Annotated in this window: 18 protein-coding genes and 2 pseudogenes; 4 read left to right on the plus strand and 16 right to left on the minus strand. The window is 38.8% G+C overall.

The window, feature by feature from the left end:
• Positions 1-105: 105 nt before the first annotated feature.
• The 3 genes from FW757_RS11130 to FW757_RS11140 all read right to left on the minus strand — a co-directional run bounded on the left by FW757_RS11130 (position 106) and on the right by FW757_RS11140 (position 3,958).
• Entirely contained in the window at positions 106-1,602 is a 1,497-nt protein-coding gene (locus FW757_RS11130; protein ID WP_446441215.1) for a trehalase family glycosidase, read from the minus strand.
• Positions 1,599-2,849, minus strand: a complete 1,251-nt coding sequence (locus FW757_RS11135; protein WP_182794481.1) for an MFS transporter — start codon at positions 2,847-2,849, stop codon at positions 1,599-1,601. The genes FW757_RS11130 and FW757_RS11135 overlap by 4 nt, the downstream gene beginning before the upstream one ends.
• 101 nt (positions 2,850-2,950) lie before the next feature.
• Positions 2,951-3,958 (minus strand): LacI family DNA-binding transcriptional regulator, encoded by a 1,008-nt coding sequence (locus FW757_RS11140; RefSeq protein ID WP_182717638.1) that lies wholly within the window; start codon positions 3,956-3,958, stop codon positions 2,951-2,953.
• A gap of 256 nt (positions 3,959-4,214) precedes the next feature.
• Between FW757_RS11140 and FW757_RS11145 the strand changes: the two genes are divergently transcribed.
• On the plus strand, positions 4,215-6,485 hold the full coding sequence (locus FW757_RS11145) for a TonB-dependent receptor (RefSeq protein ID WP_446441216.1): 2,271 nt from the start codon (positions 4,215-4,217) through the stop codon (positions 6,483-6,485).
• 187 nt (positions 6,486-6,672) lie between these two features.
• On the opposite strand, the gene FW757_RS11150 is transcribed toward FW757_RS11145, so the two are convergent.
• The 5 genes from FW757_RS11150 to FW757_RS11170 form a co-directional block, all read right to left on the minus strand.
• A complete protein-coding gene (locus tag FW757_RS11150; protein WP_446441217.1) occupies positions 6,673-7,077 on the minus strand; it encodes an MFS transporter in 405 nt (134 codons plus the stop codon).
• 35 nt (positions 7,078-7,112) lie between these two features.
• Positions 7,113-7,745 carry an MFS transporter gene (locus tag FW757_RS11155; protein WP_446441218.1) on the minus strand — a complete coding sequence of 211 codons (633 nt, stop codon included), beginning with the start codon at positions 7,743-7,745 and terminating at the stop codon, positions 7,113-7,115.
• A gap of 123 nt (positions 7,746-7,868) precedes the next feature.
• Entirely contained in the window at positions 7,869-8,474 is a 606-nt protein-coding gene (locus FW757_RS11160; protein ID WP_446441219.1) for a GDSL-type esterase/lipase family protein, read from the minus strand.
• Positions 8,475-8,999: a DsrE family protein gene (locus tag FW757_RS11165; protein ID WP_182794483.1), complete on the minus strand. Its 525-nt coding sequence runs from the start codon at positions 8,997-8,999 to the stop codon at positions 8,475-8,477.
• A gap of 32 nt (positions 9,000-9,031) precedes the next feature.
• Positions 9,032-9,496, minus strand: a complete 465-nt coding sequence (locus tag FW757_RS11170) for a flavodoxin family protein (RefSeq protein WP_182717641.1) — start codon at positions 9,494-9,496, stop codon at positions 9,032-9,034.
• 97 nt (positions 9,497-9,593) lie between these two features.
• Between FW757_RS11170 and soxR the strand changes: the two genes are divergently transcribed.
• Both soxR and FW757_RS11180 read left to right on the plus strand, forming a co-directional pair.
• The gene (gene soxR / locus FW757_RS11175) at positions 9,594-10,055 is read left to right on the plus strand and encodes a redox-sensitive transcriptional activator SoxR (protein WP_182717642.1); all 462 of its coding nucleotides are present in this window, start codon (positions 9,594-9,596) and stop codon (positions 10,053-10,055) included.
• A gap of 186 nt (positions 10,056-10,241) precedes the next feature.
• A pseudogene (locus FW757_RS11180) lies at positions 10,242-10,398 on the plus strand (ISAs1 family transposase); the annotation flags it as partial.
• Between the two features lie 305 nt (positions 10,399-10,703).
• Here FW757_RS11180 and FW757_RS11185 read toward each other — a convergent pair.
• From FW757_RS11185 to FW757_RS11200, 4 genes are all read right to left on the minus strand, one after another.
• Complete coding sequence (locus FW757_RS11185) at positions 10,704-11,189, minus strand: hypothetical protein (RefSeq protein ID WP_182717643.1); 486 nt, start codon at positions 11,187-11,189, stop codon at positions 10,704-10,706.
• Positions 11,190-11,207: 18 nt separating this feature from the next.
• A complete protein-coding gene (locus tag FW757_RS11190) occupies positions 11,208-11,984 on the minus strand; it encodes a hypothetical protein (RefSeq protein ID WP_182717644.1) in 777 nt (258 codons plus the stop codon).
• 744 nt (positions 11,985-12,728) lie between these two features.
• Complete coding sequence (locus tag FW757_RS11195; protein WP_182740915.1) at positions 12,729-13,157, minus strand: GNAT family N-acetyltransferase; 429 nt, start codon at positions 13,155-13,157, stop codon at positions 12,729-12,731.
• Positions 13,158-13,166: 9 nt separating this feature from the next.
• Positions 13,167-13,793: a LysE family translocator gene (locus tag FW757_RS11200; protein ID WP_145234560.1), complete on the minus strand. Its 627-nt coding sequence runs from the start codon at positions 13,791-13,793 to the stop codon at positions 13,167-13,169.
• Between the two features lie 88 nt (positions 13,794-13,881).
• On the opposite strand from FW757_RS11200, the gene FW757_RS11205 reads away from it, so the two are divergent.
• Positions 13,882-15,276 (plus strand): aminotransferase-like domain-containing protein, encoded by a 1,395-nt coding sequence (locus tag FW757_RS11205; protein WP_182740914.1) that lies wholly within the window; start codon positions 13,882-13,884, stop codon positions 15,274-15,276.
• A gap of 219 nt (positions 15,277-15,495) precedes the next feature.
• On the opposite strand, the gene FW757_RS11210 is transcribed toward FW757_RS11205, so the two are convergent.
• The 4 genes and pseudogenes from FW757_RS11210 to FW757_RS11225 form a co-directional block, all read right to left on the minus strand.
• Entirely contained in the window at positions 15,496-16,563 is a 1,068-nt protein-coding gene (locus tag FW757_RS11210) for a hypothetical protein (protein WP_182740913.1), read from the minus strand.
• 92 nt (positions 16,564-16,655) lie between these two features.
• Positions 16,656-17,825, minus strand: coding sequence for a hypothetical protein (locus FW757_RS11215; RefSeq protein WP_446441220.1), 1,170 nt, complete (start codon positions 17,823-17,825; stop codon positions 16,656-16,658).
• A gap of 52 nt (positions 17,826-17,877) precedes the next feature.
• Entirely contained in the window at positions 17,878-18,237 is a 360-nt protein-coding gene (locus FW757_RS11220) for a hypothetical protein (protein WP_182794989.1), read from the minus strand.
• A 96-nt stretch (positions 18,238-18,333) separates the two neighbouring features.
• Positions 18,334-18,787: pseudogene (locus tag FW757_RS11225) on the minus strand (hypothetical protein); the annotation flags it as partial.

Consider the following 18,787-nt stretch of genomic DNA (forward strand, 5'->3'; position numbering starts at 1 on the left):
GAGAATAAAAATTCTAGACGTCTAGATACTTGACTACCAAGCAGTTTAAAAGTCAACCCTTTTAATTATAAAATCTATTTAAATCAACCCTTTGTTACTAACTTGTTACTTTATTAAATGATAAAATCGAGAAGTAACTCCGTTGGTCCAACCAAAGCCTTGCTGCACTTTGTACTCGCCACCTCCAGCTCTATTTTCAGGCTCATAAACATTGTATTTTTCGAGTAGACAGTGGTCGGTTTTAAAACTGTTTTCTATCATCTGTAACCAATTGCTCATTATGATGTTTGCATCTGCAACAAAGCCATACTGGTGAAATCCGTGTACAGCAAACCACTGCAGTGGTGCCCAACCATTAGGGCTATCCCATTGCTGGGAAGTCTCATTGAGGGTTGTTACTAATCCGCCTGGTTTTAAAAAGTCACTCATAAGCTTATTTTTAACCAACACCGCCTGCTCTTCGCTGGCACAATTGACAAATAATGGGACGGTGGCGGCAAGCGACAGCACTGTAGATTGTTGCTGGCTTTGATAATTAAAATCAACAAAAAACCCCATATCAGTACTGAATAAATACTGATTAATTGCCGCACGTCTTTGAGCTGCTTGTTGCTCAAAATACTGTTGCTTATTTGTATTGTTTAATACCGCAAAATAATGACCCAGCTGTTTTTCAAGGTAATAAAGTAAACTATTGAGGTCCACAGGAATGATATCCGTGGTTTGAATACTGGTAAGCTTATTATTACCCAGCCAGCGACTACTAAAATCCCAACCAGACTCGCACGCAGCTCTAATATTTCTATAGTAATTAGCTCTTTGCTGTTCAGGAAGTAATGAGGCATCATGCAAATCTTCACGCAGTGATTCTGGCCGTGGTGTTGCTTGATCATCCCAATAACGGTTAAGTAATGCACCATTTGCCATTTTTACTACACGCTTATGGCTTGATATTTGCTCACTCAGTAGCTCTGCCCCCTGCATCCAAAATGTATATTCTTGCTCAAGGGCAACAACGCAATCAGTTAACCATGCAAAGTCACTATTTTTACAGTATTTTGCTTGCCAAATTAAATCAACCATCAGCGCTAGAATAGGAGGCTGCGAGCGAGAACTATAGTAACTGCGGTTACCATTGGGAATACAACCATTACGATTTTGCAGATCAATAAAATTAGCAAGCATGGCTTCGATACTGTCTATATCGCCAATATCTTGCAAACCTAACGCAGTAAAATAACTATCCCAATAATATATTTCTTGAAAGCGCCCACCCGGTACTATGTAGCTGTGTTTAAGGGGTAATAAAGAGCTGGCTTTAGCTGTGTCTGCATTGCGATGCAAATACGGCCATAAATTAGCAATATAGCTTTGCACACTATCGCTGTTGCTTTGCTGAGTTGGGAGCTGTGTTGATTCAAACGTAAAATGCTGTGCTACAAATTCTGTTAACTGTGGTGTAGTAAGTGGTTTAACGCGTAAGTAAAGGTCGCATGCTAACTGCCAACTTTCATTAGCAATCGCATCAGCAAAAGTTTTACTGTCACTAAATATAGCCGCCAGTTGCACATCTAAAAATAATTGGCTATTTACAAAGTTCATATCGTTCCTTTTTCTGGCACTGCGCCTAAGTTTACTGTCATTTTTTTAAATAAAGTTACACTGATCAACAACAAGCTAATTGGGATCAAGGTAAGATAAAAGGCATGTTGGCCACTAAATTTATCAAAGATGAAGCCGGTAATTACTGAACCAGTGGTGCCGCCTAATGCTGAAAAAACCACGATAAGTCCGGTCATAGCTGCCTGCTGGTGAGCGGCTAACGCACTGAGCATCACAGAGTTAAGTAATGGGTAAAGAGGAGCCATAAAAAAGCCAATGAGCGGCAGCATGTATGCTGCAAAAGGCACATCAAATACACTCGTTACTTGGCTGCCATCAATTTCATGAGTCAGCGGTAAAACTAGTAGCACCAGCACGGCCATAGCAACCAAGCAACTTAACAACAAACTATACCAGCCAATAACGCGTAATATCTGCCCCGCCACTAGTCTACCTAGCGCCAGTGCTGCGGCAAACACACTGGCCAATTGAATACTAATATCAACTGGCAGCTTAAGTACTTGATTATTAAAAGTAGGTAACCAAGTCCCTACCCCTTGCTCAATCAACACATATAAAAATGCACTGATAATAAATATAACCACTAGAGGTTTATAAGTGAGTGTTAGCATGTCAATAAAAGCTGCTAATTGACTGGTACGTAACGTTGCTTTTTGAGGTGCTTTTATTGGCGCTATAAGCACTGTAATAAAAGCCATACCCGCTAACAAAGCCAGCAAATAATACACGTTCAACCATGCTGTATTTTGCGCATTACTACTATCAATAAACCATGAGAACACCCAATAGCCAGATAACACCCCAAGCATAAAAATACCTTCAATGGTGTTAAGCAATGCTGAGTGCTGATTGGCGTTATCAGTGACTTGGCCAATAACCGAGTAAACGGATACTTTCATAATCGCGAAACTGCAACCGATCACAGCAAACAATACTTTGAACGCATAAAACTGTGCAATTGAGGGCATTAACAAGCACATTAAGGCAACCAACCCCAACGCTACAAGCATGGCCAGTTTATAGCCAAGTCGTGGAATAAATGATGCAACAATAAAAGAAACTATTGCTATGGTAAGGTCTTTATAGCCTTCTAAAATAGAAGCTTGCGTTTTTGTTATGTCAAAACTATTGATGGCTTGTAAAATTACGGTGCCAACACTATTGAGTAAAATAGCGAACACGAAATAGCTACACGCCAACGCTATGGTTATTCTTATTGGGTTCATACACGTTAACCTGATGTTGATTTCTTTTAGCATAGTGTAGCGCAAAATAAAATGCAAACGTTTGCATTTTATTTCTAAATTGAGTTAACTCACCCTACAGTTTATCCTTTGCTAGATTGACGATTAATTAATTCTATTTCAACAACTTGCGATTCAGCTGACTGGCCTTGTAACTGCGCTAATAATTTTTCAACCAGTAATACTGAGGCTCGCTGAGTGTTTTGTTTAATGCTCGAAAGTGATGGGTGACTCACATCTGCCATGGCAATATCATCAAAACCAACTAACGTAACATCGTTAGGAATACTGATATAGCGCTCTTTTAACGCTTTCATAGCGCCTAGTGCCACCATATCGCTGCACGCCATAATGCCGTCGAAACATAAACCTTTCGCGACTAGTAATTGGTTGATCCCGTGGTATGCTGCGCTACTAGTAATATCGATAGACACTACGTGTGCTATAGCGTTAGCCGTATTTAGAGCCGCTAAATAGCCACGGTAACGTTCGCCAATTTCAGCATGTCCTGGGTCTCCCAAAAATACAATATTTTTAGCGCCACCTGCTAATAAGTGTTCAGTCGCAAGACGACCCCCAACAAAGTTATCACTGCCTACAATGGGATAATTACTGGGAGTTTTTGGGTCACCCCAAACAACTAAGGGCACGCCTGCATTAGCGGCGGCTTCAATGTTTGCCGGATCTTTGCCTTGCCCAACCACAATAATGCCATCAGCCCGACGGCTATTGATAAAGTAATTAGCCCAGTCATCACCGGCCATAAATGAGTTTGAGAGTAGAAGTTCTAGCCCTTGTTTATTCAACGCGAGGTTTATCTCTCCGACTACCTTAAGCAAAAAAGGGTCGTTAATTGATTGCTCAGTGCCACTGTCGAAATTTATGATCACTGCTACAACATTGGTTTTTTGTGAGCGAAGGCGGCTCGCAGCCGTATTTAAACTGAAGTTATGTTGCTTTGCTAACTGCTTTAATTTATCTCTAGTTTCTTTTTTTATCAATGGGTTATCATTTAACGCACGAGAAACAGTCGAGGTTGATACTCCAGCAAGCTTGGCTAGATCCGCTAACTTTAGTTGTTTGTTATTCATTGCTAAGTACGAAGCCTTCCTTAAATCGTGAAGTTGCAATATACCATCATTATTAAAATTAGGCTGCGCCAAGGCCTAAATTTAGTCATAAACATAACCGTGTATAAAAATAATACAGAAAGTTAAAAAAATAATTGCAAACGTTTGCATAAAGTTCTAAGGTTTAAAAGAACACAGCATTAACATTTCATTAAATTAGTTAGTGCTTTGTTATTTATAGTTTTTTAAATAACGAACAAAAAATGGGAATACCAACATGACAACAACACACACACCAAGCAAACTTGCTTGCGCTATTATTTTAGCGCTATCCAGTCAAACCGTGCTTGCAGATCAACCAGCAACAAGCGCGCAAACAACCACAGATAAAAAAGTTGAACGCATTGTGGTTTCTGGCACACCTGCAGGTATGGGCGTTCGTAAAATTGATGCCAGCTATGCTGTGACAAATATTGATGCTGAGCAAATAATTAAACTATCACCAAAAAGTACTGCGGACTTATTTAAAGCAGTTCCCGGTGTGTGGGTTGAAAGCTCGGGTGGTGAATCTGGCGCTAATGTATTTGTTCGTGGTTTTCCTGGTGGTGGTGATGCGCCATTTTTAACCCTAAGCCTTGAAGGCTCTCCTATTTACCCAGCACCAACATTATCGTTTTTAGAAAACTCATCATTATTTAGAATCGACGAAACCATTGAAACCATGGAAGCATTACGTGGTGGTCCAAACCCAGTGGTTTCTAACGGCCAACCGGGCTTAACAACCAACTTTCGTTTAAAGCGTGGCAGCGAAGATACTCAAGGCTTATTTAAATACACCACCTCTGATTACGATTTGCAACGTGTTGATGCTGTTTTAAGTGGCGAAATCAGCGACGACCTATATTTTATGGTAGGCGGCTATGTAAAAAGCTCACCAGGTATTCGTGATGCAGGCTTTACCTCTGAGAAAGGCAGCCAGTTTACGGTTAATATCACCAAAGAACTCGAAAACGGTGAAATGAATTTCTACACTCGCCAAACAGACGATCATGGCGCATGGTACTTACCAACACCACTCAATGTTAATGGCATTGATGCTGAATATACCCAACTTGGCACACTAAACCGCCAAGCGACCATTTATACCGGGCCAAATAATGACGCGCACCAAGTTGATATTGGCGATGGCCGCGGTTGGAATGGCCATGTATCTGGCGGTAGTATTAAACTTGAATTTGACAATGGCTGGAGTTTTTCAGACCGCTTTAATATCACCAAAGGCGATGCTAATACACTTGGTTTAGTGCCCGCAGGCTCCGCAACAACACTAGGTGAAGTGGCTGATAATGGTCAGTCTGCAACAGGCGCCGCGACAGGCACAGCTTATGACAGTGATACACCCGTACAACAAGTGGGTCGTTGGGTGGTACTCAAAGAAATTAGTTCATTTACTAATGATTTAGCATTTTCAAAGCAATTTGAAGACCTATCTGTTGCTGTCGGCTATTACACTGCAAGCACCTCTGCCAACGACTGGTGGAGCTTAGGCAATACGGCCTATCATGTTCTTGAAGCGGGTGGTGAAATGCTCAATGATATTACTTGTAATGAAAGCGCCGAAGGCTGTGACTTTAACTACGACATTAATTCATCAGGTGATGCACGCACTAATGCTTTTTATACCACGGCACAGTACAAGCTAAGCCAAGATCTCACTCTTGACGGTGGACTACGTTATGAAAGCCATGATGTACAGTACAGTGTTGATGAAGGCCTTGACGGTATTATCAATAAAACCGTTGATTACGATGAGAGTAAAACCTCATGGACAACCGGTTTAAACTATTCAATTAATGATGACATGGGCGTATTTGCTCGCGTTAACCGTGGTTATAAAATGCCATACTTCGATGATTTTAGAGATAACTACGTCGCATACCACCAAGACGGCGAGAAACTCATTAAAGAAGTCACTCAAGCTGAACTTGGCTATAAACTGATCACTCAAAGCACTGACTTTTTTGCCACTTTATTTACCAACGAAGTCAAAGGCGATACCTTTGTAAGTCGCCCAGACGTGCCCGCTGAAATCTTAACCAACGAAGCGTATGGTGTTGAACTTGATTACAACTTTAATCATGAATCTGGCTTTTCTGTTAATTTAAATACTACATTACAACAAACAGAAATCACGAAAAGTCCAAAAAATAAAGGCAAAGAAGCACAGCGCCAACCTAAATGGCAAGTACGTGTAACACCAAGCTATGACTTTGAAGTAGACGGCATGTACGCCACACTCTATGGTACTTTGTCAGCAGTGGATGACCGCTTTGGTAATAATGAAAACACCGTGACACTTGATGGCTACGAAAAAGTTGACTTAGGTTTTATCCTTGAGCCAATGGAAGGGATCAAACTGCAATTAGCAATTGATAACTTAACCAACGAGCAAGGTATTACCGAAGGCGACCCACGTAATGATGACGCCCCCAATGGCCGTTACATTATGCCTCGTACAACACGCTTAAGCGTAAGCTACGAATTCTAACCCTCATCTCTCTGGATCAATACCCAAAGCCGTGGTGGTTAATACACTGCGGCTTTTTTAAATCACGTTTTGAACAAAAAGCTGCTCTTGCGACTCGCTCTCTTGGCGCTTTAAATAACTAAATATTATTAAAAAAGTCATAGCAATGCTTGCCGCAATAAGCGAGCCTAGCGTGGCAAAACGAAAACTAAACCACTGTGCAATTAAACCGGTACTGGCAGTACCAAGCATGACCCCCTACTTTAATGGCATTGCCATAAAAAGCAGAGGTAAAACCAATTCGTGATGGTAGCTGCTCTTGTAAAATAGTCAGGCCGATACCCGCAAATATCCCATAAAAAATAGCATTTACACCTTGCAGTACAAAGAATTGCCATACTTGATCGGCAAAAAATACGCCAATATAGAACAAAATAGCGCAACTAAAAGCAAAACCTAACAAGCCTGTTTTAGTGATGCGTTTACTGAGCTTTGCGCTATACAACATCACAGGGATCTCGATTAATGCCACCATGCCCATAAATATTCCAGGTATATTATTAGCAAAGCCCAGTTCATTTATTGTATAAAGCGGTAAGGCACTGGCGTACATAATATTGCCAATTGAACCAAAGGTTATAGCAGCCCCTAAGGCCCAAAATGATTGATCGGCTGATTTGGCTCAGCTTTCTTAGCTCTGTCGTTAGCATTAACACTGGGCAAAAACTTCATTGCAAAAATTAATGCCAACAACGCAAACGTAGCTGCGGTATAAAATGAGCGACTAAAGGCAACTCCTGATGCAAGTAAATAGCCAAGCGGCGGGCCTGCGACCCATGCAAATGAAATTGCCGCTCTAAGGCGAGTATTAAACTGGGTGATATCAATATGATCTTGCTCATCAGCCCACTGGCGAGCAATAGTCATAACTTGCGGTATCGCGGCATTGCCCATTGAAAGCAAGAGTACTCCGGCAGCAAATACCTGCCAAAAAGACGTTGCGTTAGCGAATATGATTAACGCCATCCCCATGCCAGAGACCGCAATCATAAACATCTTTTTAGCGCTCACGCCCTTATCGGCCAATCCACCTAACCATTGGCTAAAAAGAATGCCCATCAAAGTGACACCTGTAGTGTACACACCCAAATATATAGGTGGACTTTGTAAGCCTTCAACAATAAACAAACCCATTAGTGGATTAACAAATGCGCCTATTAAGCCCGTTAATAAGCTTAACAAGATAAATACCACACCATATTGTTTGAATATCGACTTCAAAAAACACCATACAGACACTAAAAATAAGCCGCGCATTATACGCGGCTTTAAGTAATATTAAAATACAAAGCAGGTTGTTTAATAATCACGATGTACTCTCTATAGTTGATGAGCAAAACCTTCTCATTGTGTCAATAAGCTAACTAAGTGCTCAGCAAGTAAGCTTTGTGTAGCTGGTGCTAAGTGAATCCCTTCATCAGGACATGGATTTACTTGCGAATAAGCATCTAAAAAATTACATCGATGCAATTTTGTAACGTCAGCAAAGTGTTGTGCTAACTGTTGTGATTTAATTTCAGCACCAGCATAAATACGTTGATATTGATTAACTTCATAAACTTTAGGCGGGCTAATAATAATACGTTTTGGTAAAGTGGTATTACTATAAAAGTTATCTATCTCAAGCAGTAACTGATTTAAGCCCCGCGAAATTTGCTCTGGTGTTAAGTCAAAGCGCGCTTTTAAATCATTAGTACCGAGTTGAATAATAACAACATCAACAGTATGTGCTTCCAAATACGGTTTTAAATACTTAATGCCCGATTTGTCGCCCATAAACGGGGGATTATTGACTAAAGTACGATTAGGCTCCCCGGCTTCAATCACTTCAAAGCCTGTGCCCAACAGCTGCTTTAATAAAGTAGGCCAGCGTTCAGTTTCGCTCAGCCGTTTCCCATCAACAGGAGAAATACCAAAGGTATTAGAGTCGCCAAAACACAAAATATTCATTTAAAATGGATTCAGCGTGTAGCCTTGTTGCTGTAACTGGGCGTGAGCGGTCATTGCAGAAAGCGCCATTTTCACTCCAGGGATAAGCTGCTCTGCTGCTACCTTCATATGCATTGCCGACTGCCCGCACACATATACCTGCGTGTTATTAGCAAGCAGCTGTTTAATTAAAGATTCGGTTTTATTATCAACATCAAAGCGGCTTTTATAAACGCTGTTTTCCAGCACATCAACACTCGCGCTACCGTGTACAACGAGAGCTAGCTGGATGTTTTCCGGCTTTACCCCATGGGCAACATGCATATTGATAAAGCGCGCTAACGAATTAATATGATTATTTTGCGCGCCTTTTTCAGCGCCATCTCCTACATCAAAGGCAATTTTAAACTGCGCTTGGCTTAAGTCTGATACATGAGCTGGTACATTGTAAAAATAACCAAAGTCATTGATAACAGGAGTTGGCTCAGCAGCGATCGTTGTTAAGCTAGTTGCAAGAAGGCCAAAGCCTAAAAGTGAAGTTTTCATAAATCATCCTTTTTTGTTTAGCCTACCCGTATTTAACCAGCCTGTACATGTGAATGAGCTTTAAAAGTCATTCCTAAATAATTAAAGGTTTGTTTAAACATGTCTATAAATGCGTCTGGCGCAGAGGGAGATGAGGCATTAGACAATAGTGAAAACTGTTTTTGACGTAAAGTTCTAAGCTTCGGTTTTAACGCCTCGTCATCCATGTAATCTGTGATCCTATCCATAAATGCTTTCATTTGTGGCGTGGTGTTATACCAGTACACAGGCGATGCGAACACCCAATGTTCGTAGCGAAGTAACACTTCAAACAAATTATAAAAATCATCATTGTGATACTGCTTATCGTAGCGATAAGGTGAAATAACATAATCATCTAAGCAAAAAACAATGCCGCTTTGTTGCTTACTATAGGCATTAACTTGCGCCGTAGTATTACCGTTTTTACGGCCACTTGAATAAATAATAGCGGTGTTATGCATTGATTTTTCTTGCATTTTATTTCTCCTTTTTTATGGTTGCAAAGAGCATAAAACCTCAAGTAAGATTGAGGTCAACCTTAAAAATTGATTTTTAATAAAAAAGAAGAAAACTATGACCGATCAACAAAAAAAACTTGTTGAAGCTAATTTAACTGTGGGCTTTGTAGCTAAACGCAGCGGCGTAAAAGTCTCCGCACTACACTTTTACGAAACCAAAGGCTTGATCCGCAGCTGGCGGAACAACGGCAACCAACGCCGTTATAAGCCTGATGTACTGCGCCGTGTGGCGGTCATCAAAGCAGCGCAAGCAATGGGCATTACTCTTGAAGAAATCAAACAAACCCTCGCCACTTTACCTGATAAACGTACCCCCACTAAAGAAGATTGGTCAACATTATCAAAAAACTGGCAAGCACAACTTGATGAACGTATTGCTTTTATGCAGCGCCTACGCGACAGAGTCGACGGCTGCATCGGCTGCGGTTGCCTGTCAATGACAAAGTGCCCGATTTACAATAAAGACGATTACTTAGGCGATACCCAAAGTGGTGCAGTGCTATTAGTAAATGATTAATCTAAAACCTCATACAATTTGCAGCTAAATACACAGAGCAACAAATTATAAGCGCTAAAACATAAGAATTTTTCGATTTTAAATTAACAGTAATCAATCAGATAGATGTGATGTGCTTTATATAGTTAGCGCATTTGCATGAGAAAGTAGCGTCATTTTGGCAAAACCCCCTGTTGATAAAAATAGAATGAAATAACATCGTTACCGAAACGCCTTGTATTACTAGAGATAAAAAGTGCTTAGTAACGATTGATACAATGGATGTCAAAAACCAATTGCAGAAAAAATAGTTAGCAAAGAAGCCAATTACTTACTTGCAGTGAAAGCGAACCATAAAGAGCTACTGTCGCAAATAGAAGACGCTCAATTGCTTGAGATAACACAACAAGCGTATGAAGGAGTTTTGTTTAATGAAGCCGATTATCCAAGAAATAGAGAAGAAATTAGGTGCTCTGCAGTTAACTATAACGTAAATGATTTATCAAAAACGATACACTGGGAAGGCATAAAACAGTGGGTTTATTGTCTCTTTTAGAACAGAATAAGGCAATGTAAGCAATGAGGTTTTATAGTGTTTAAACAGGTAAAAATAAGGTTAGTAATGATCTATGTGTAACATTAACATAAATCATTACTGTAATTTATAAATTAATAAAGTGCTTTAATTTTCTTAGCAAAATCAGAAGCATTACGAGACATTTTATGTCCAGTCTCAACAGTTAAAGCGTTATCTGCTAATGAGAACTCACTTGCAGAGTCTGAAAAGTCATCTTTAGCTGTAACATTTATTTTAGTTAACTTAGCAATCTCTTCTTTATAATCCACATCATCTTTACAAATTGCAGAAAGAGCCTCAAGTGTTGCAACAGTTCTTTGGCCTGAATGAGCAATAACCCACTGGCTTTGATAATTATCTTTAGCTAATTTATCTTTATTCGCGGCGATCATTTTTTTATAATCTTCCCAATCGACTTTTACATCTAGTGAAGCATTCCCACAAGCCGCTTTAACTTTATCAACCTCTGCTGAAATACTAGCATCAGCGGCTCTAATAGCCTTTTTGTCTTTAATAGATGCATATGAAGCTGTACTAAATAACGTAATAATAATACCCGCTAAAATTTTATGTTTCATTTTCTTTCCTTGTAGTGATTAAAATATATCGTAAATTAGTTTATAACTGGTTTCTGGCAAATTAGTAACATCATCACCAATTTCAATAATCAGCACACTGTTTGACATTTTTGCTTGATGCTTATCTGCTACAACAGATGGAATAAGCTGAATTTTTTCTATCCCTTGTACAGCCTCCAAATAATCGTGGTCGATGGTACAAATATTTTCTAATGCATTCATATAAGCCGATAATTTAGCAGGACTAGTTTTTAGTTTTTGAGATTCAAACTGTCGCCAATCTATATCGATTTCAATATTCGTTTCACATGTTGTAGAAAATGAACTAACTGATTTTTCAATAAGTTTTTTGGCAGCAATTTTACTAACAACATTTAATTGCCTTACTTGATATTGCTCTTTGACTTTATTAACTTTTACAATATCTGCCAAGCCGGAATAAATAACTTTTGTAACTGTATCATTATCGAGATATACACTTGAATAAGAAACTAATGTTCCTGAACGAACAGTTTTATGACCTTCATTTTTAAAATTAACATCCGGCATTCCAAGCAATTTTAAATAATAACCATCACCAATGTCATTCTTGAATTTTTTATAAAGTAAGGTATTACCATCATAATGATGTTCAAAGCCATTGTAATTTACATAGTAAGTATTTTCATCCTCAGCTGGAACAACTGTCAAAGTAGCAGAAAATTCAGAGTCAAAGCTATGGTAAACCTTTGGGTTTTCTTGAGCCATAGTTGTAAATGAAGTGATAATTGTTAAAAATATAAAAAGATAATTCATGATCGATAGTTAATCCTTTAACTTATATGTATTAAAATAATGCAGGTAATAGTAACTTTAAATCCAATTAAAATTGACTACTAAATAACAACGTTACTATACGCAATCATAAATCAAAATTCAAAATTTTATTACACTAAAATAAGAAACAATAACAACATGATAAATTAATTTTTTGTAACCCTATAACTTATAATATTTACATACATTCAACTTACGATCATCGAAACAAAGTAAAGTTGATTAGGTGAATTTTTGCCACAGTATTTTACCAAATTTGATCTCACTTTCAGAATTAGTGTTATCCGCGTATTTCCACGGGAACTTGAATACCTCTGACGCGTTAGCTTATTTCACTTACCAGTCAAAATAAAATAAGCCATATATAGACACTCCCTTGAAGTCAAAGCGAGCTGGTTTATAGGTTCGTAAGGCGCACAACCCACAACGAGTGTGTAGACTGCCGTTCATATGGAAATGATAATAATGAAAGCTGTAACCTGAACTCAGGACAAGGCGGTAAACATTACACCAAGAATGTACAATGCATTTTCTGGCGTAAGCATTGTTTGCATTTTACTAATTAACTGACTCTAAAAACCCAGTAATAGTATTATTTATTGATACTCTCTAAAGTGCTCACATTTTTAATAAAACGGCTATAAATACAGAATAAGGAGTTCAGCTGTAAAATAATAAAAGTATTTAACTGCACGCATTAAAACGTTCAATCCATACTTAATTTTACCGCTGTAATAATGTTGAGTACCCGCCAACTAAACACTTTTCCATTGCGAGATTGGGGCTTGCTTGGCTTTGAAAACCAAATTGTTGATAAAGTGAATGAGCGTCTTTTGTTGCCAGTGTAAAACGGCGTAATGATTGCAATTCAGGGTGACTCATTACATGATCCATCAGCTTTTTACCCAGCCCTTGACCTCTAAATGGCTCTAACACAAATACATCCAGTAAATTTGCAAAAGTGGCTTGGTCAGTCACCACTCGTGCAAATGCCAATAGCTGTTTATTTTCAATTAATGCAAAGCACAGCGAGTGTGCGAACGCTTTTTCTAACCGTTCGCGACTAATGCCTTGACTCCAATAACTTCGCTCAGATAAAAACTCAAACGCTTGGGTAAATTGTTGTGGTGACAATTGGTGAGTAAATTTCATTTTATTTCCCTACTGAATGCTTGCATTGGAAAGAAAAACTAAAGGAATTGATGCCGCAAGAAACAGTGACATAACCCAATTAAAACGTTTAAAGATATTTGGCTTATTTAGAAATTGGCGCATGTATTTGCCAAAATTCACCCAAAACAAGCCTGAGCAAGCCGCGACAAGGTTAAAAATAATCACGCCCAAAATTGCAGAAGGCCAATAGGCACCTCCTGGTAAAGTAAGTGCAGTACAAAGTGTCATTAACACTGCATATGACTTAGGATTGATCAACTGAAAAAGCATGCCTTGAAAAAAATTTAAAGGCCTTGCTTGAGCATTATCACCTTTTAATTGAGAGCTACTAGCTATCTTGTATGCCAAATATAAAATATAACCACTGGCACAAAGCTGTAGAAAAAAATGCAGCTTTGGCTGTATTAAAAACAATTTACCTAATCCTAGTAGCATTGCCAAATGCATTATCGTCATGCCTACTCGAATACCCAATAAGTGCGGTAGGGTTTTGATCACGCCAAAATGTGTGCCTGAGTGAGTAAGCAAAATATTATTAGGCCCAGGCGTAATTGACGCCGCAAAACAAAATAAAATGAGAGCCGGAGCAAGCTCAAAAACAGTAGCTGTATTCATAATGATTAATTGTATTGATACAATATTGTAGTTGTTTAATAACTATTAATTGTCATACTTATGTAAAATCATCAATATTTTTATTGTTATGAATACAATTTACAAACCGGATCACACTCTATTTAGTAGTTTGTGCAAAACACAGCCAAAATATCGCGCATTAGCCGCTTTGATTGAGCATGCTATCGACAACAAAATGCTGGGTTTTGAGCAAAAATTACCAGCCCAACGACTTCTCGCTGACAGCCTAAGTGTTACACATGGTACGGTAACTCGTGCATATGCTTTACTTGAGCAACGAGGGTTGGTTACTGCAAAACTAGGGGCTGGTACCTTTGTAAGTAAAGTTATTGAGTTAAGTCATTTTGAGGGCGACACAGACTTTGCTTCAAGCATGCAACCGATGATGGGGCAACAACATGTTATGACCAATGCCCTGCAATCGCTGTCAAAGGATCAACGTGCATTAACAGATGTGATGATTTATAAACTCAATGGACTTACCTCACATCAATATTTTTTCAAACAATGGCTAGCGGATAAGGGCTTTGATTGCTTAAACCATCCGTTGATATTTACCCAAGGTGCTCAGCAAGGAATATTCACTACGTTAGCAACCTTGTGTGAAAGTGGCGATACTGTCATTGCAGAGTCAATGTGTTACCCCGGTTTTTACCTTGCGTGTCATTCGCTTAAACTTTCATTAGCGCAAGTAAACGTGCATAGCGACGGGATTGATCTTGCGCAAATTGAAGCATTGTGTAAGTCGCGTACAATCAAAGCGGTTTACATCACGCCAAACTGTCAAAATCCAACCAATATTTGCTATAGCAGTAACAATTTAAATGCCCTACTGGCGCTGAGTCGCCGATATAATTTTTTCATTATTGAAGATGACGTAAATTACTGTTTGCCAGAGTATTGGCGATTACCATTGTGGCAACAAGCACCGGATCGGGTTTTTTATATTTCAAGCTTTTCAAAATATTTTGCAGGCGGACTACGAGCCGGTTACTTATTACCTCCACGACTTTGGGAGCAACCAATTTTAAAACAAATTCATAGTGAGTGTTGGGCGGTTTCCTCAATGAATTTTGAGTTAATAATGCGCGCCATTAAAAGTAACGAATTTACTTATAATCAAACTAAGCTAGCAGATGAGATACGCTATCGTATTGAACAAATAAAAAAGCTGCTTCAAACTTATGAGATAGATGCTCAGTTTGCCAGTTTAAATGTATATATTCGCTTATCCCAGTCGCAGAATATGTTTGAGTTTTGCAGCGTATTAAAAGCGCATAAGGTAATTGTAAGGACGCTAGATTCCTTTATCCCAGAAGTTCCAGCCCTAAAAGTAGATAATCCAAATGGTGTTCGCCTCACCCTAGGCGGCCCAGCAACCCGGGCTGAGTTTGACTTAGGCATCACCCGCGTTGAAGCCGCTTTACAGCAGTTTAATCAAACATTTGAGGTAGTTATTTAAATTTTATCATTCAATAAAATCGGGGAATCATTATTCCTTTGGGTGATGTGAACTCATACTTTTTTGAGGAAATATAGTGTTTAAAGTTCTGCGAGTTCTCTATTGCTTTTGCATTTAGTTTTGCAAATTTATATGAAATTGACATGAATATCCTTTTGCCTACCCAAGCAGTTATTTACTGCTTGGGTTAAATTCCTTTAATTTTATTATGTTACTTAACTACAGATCTACCATCAAAAATGATGTGAATTTTTGCCACAGTGTTTTACCGAACTTGATCTCGCTTTCAGGCTTAATGTTATCTGCGTATTTCCATGGAAACTTGAAAATATCTGGCGGTGTTAGCTTTTTAATAGGTTTACCCATCAAAAGATTATCGAGCTGCTCTTCATCATTAAATTCTTTTCTCAACTCGTCATCTGCTTTGGACATTTCTTTTAAAAATGACTTATCAACACGATACCAAAAATACTTAGGGCGACCATTGGCTTTATCAAATTCAGCAGTGGTTTTATCAAACTCACGGTAATATTCAAATTGCGGGATATCAGCCAAAGGCTGAGTAACATTCATAAAGTTTTGTAGCAGTTCCCAATGAATAAATGCAGATGCTATCTGGTTACTAAAAGTTTGGTCATATCGCATGCTTTGCTGATAATGTAACAAAGTAAACCCACGGTATGGAAAACCGCTTTTAGGGTTATGCTGCACCCTATAATGTGCATTAAACTCTTCAAATGGGAAAATATCGAAATCTTTCGCGTTTTTAGTTGGTACCTCCACCATTCCTGTGGCACGATTAAAAATAACAGCTAGATTATATTTAAACCTAAAAAACGGCCAAATTAACCAATTAATCAATTTAGAAACTATCCAACATAATGACAGGCCCGCTAAAAATTCTAACGCAACATCAACCGCCCCTAAAGCTAAACTAAATAACGGCATAACAAACAAGAATATAACAATACAAAAATGAATTATTGCCCAAGAAAAAATGACAAAGCCAGCAATATTAGTTGCGTTTCCTGCTAATGGCATTGCTAATTCATTTTTACCTTTTGCTAAAATTGAACGTGCATATTTTTCTGCTCCAGTAATATTACCTTTGTAGCAACTGTTTTGACTATTATCAAAACAGTGGCCAAATACACCGTCTCTCGGGTAAAACGCCTGCTTACTTTGATAGCGGCAAAACATTGAATCACGTTCATCTGTTGCGATTTCATTTCTAAATTTTGCAGCTTGCTTACCGCGATAAGCGGTTTTTGCGTATTGCTCAAACATATTCAACTTCCTTATTACCGAACTGTACTATTAACTATTTTTTCTCAGTTCGGCATCACTCCTTTGTGTAAATGCTAAACAAACTAACTTCACTACCACACGGCTTCTCTATTAACTTGGCAATCTGCTGGGTCTAAATAGGGTTTTAACTCCTCAGGAAATCCGTGTTTTTCTGTTATATCTTTATCTATTTTGAAGTAGTGCTCTATTGATTGATATAAGTGTGTCCCAAGCGGGATTGATGTATCCATAAAGGTCATGGCTGTTGCATATTGCAGCGAATCCCACTGACGATTAAAACCACCTACGTAAAATGTCGGTTTAGTGAGTCTATAATGCTTAGGGTACTTTAATGGCACCATGAGAGACACAAACACGCGTGAACCACCACGAGCTGAGCCTACATTGCGCTCATTTGCACCAAAACAAACAATGTCTTCGTAAGGTAAATAAAACGGTTTTCTAAACAAAGTATGAGGGGTTTTTACAAGCCCGGTATGGCGATTAAAATAAAACTTATCCCGGTGCGATAATATGGCGCGGTGTTTATGCATATAAAAACCTATGATAAACAAAGGCATGTATATAACAAACGGTACCCACCTGTAATCGCCCCACACAAAACCAATAACAACCAAGTCAACGAAGAAAAACATAACTGCAGATACCATTAGCAAGAAGCTTAGAGCAGTAAATAAATTTGACCACCCTCCAAACCATGAAATAGCCAACTGCTTACCATCGCTCTCTACCCAATGTCCCTCAAGCGTTGAGCCACTATTAGGCGACTTAAGCTCTGCTGCATATTCATCAGTGAAACGCTTACTTTTAAATGTGCGGGTTTTAAACCCGCAGCCATTGAGTGCTTCTGCTTTTTTTAATCGCGCCTCATAACTGTCTTTATGCAAATAATCTTTAGACAGTTGCTCTTTATATGTTGCTCTATTATCACGGTATTTACTTTTGTTTTCGCCTCTCCTTTCGATTTCTGCCATTTTCTCAGGGTTATTTTTTCTAAATTCTTCTAATCGCACCACCGCCTCTTCATCTAAAGCCAGTTGCTTTATGGTTTTGTCTTTTGCTCTGGTAGGGTCTCGATTTGGGTTTTCAGCGCACCACTGGTTAATTGCATTAACACGGTTTTCTCTTTTTATTTTTTCTCGTTCTTCGTGAGTTAAGCCATCTTCCTCTTCAGCAATGTAGCGCTCAACGAGCTCATCAAATATTCTTTCTTCCTCTGATTTTTTATCATCACTACTCATAGTTACTCCTTTATTTGCTGTACTTCTTGTAATTTTTTTATAACTTAGCTTTTTATAACTTAACAATGGCTTGGCTGATTACTTGGCCAATGCGGTGGCTATACTTGCGCTCATCGCCCCAAGAAAAGAACCCTGGCTTTTCACCTGCTTTGTAATATTCGATTGGTAAGCCATAAATACTATTAAACCCTTGAATTGTTGGTTGACCTTTACCACTGGGGTACACCGTGGCTTCTAGTTTGAGTTCTATCTGGTCGCCTGGCTGCAAACCAAATTCAGTCAAAAATGCATTGTAATTTATTTCAGCTTGCCAACCTGTTCGTGCAGGCTGAAGCATCCATATCGCATCTACTAATATGGGGGAATTAAGGGGGATTTGTTTAAATACTCTATGCTTTGTGTAACGTGACATTTTTAATTGTATTATTTCTGCATATTTTTTGCATCTTCGACGTCATTGGAAATAAGCTAGACACCCATTTTAACTCCTATTCTAATTATAAGATGTTCAAGGTATTCCCATAAACAACTGCAGTGCTAAGCGCTTTGCTTTGTATTTCCATGTTAGTTTTTCGATACGCTCAGGCTCACCTTTAAAATGCAGCCAAGGTTTGGTTATTTCTTTGTTAGGTGTCGCTCTGAGCCAATTAAAATGCGCAGCCTCTTTATTGAATTTTTGCCAAATTTCGACTTGTTGAGCAAGCGAATAATCGCTCCAAAAATTATTGGGTCTGTCATTTTGCTTATCAAATTCAGCGGTGAGTTCATCAAGGTGGCGGCAGTTTTCATACTCAGGCACATCAGGCAGTGGTTGGTTGTTATCCATAAACCGCACTACTCGTTCCCAATATAAATAGCAGTTCATCGGGTTATTTGAGTTATCAGGCACTTGAACAGCTATTTTAGTCTCAGGGTATTTATCCTCATCAATATGACTAATAAAAGGCACAAACCCCATTACA

It is taken from the genome of Pseudoalteromonas sp. 1181_04 (assembly GCF_052850545.1).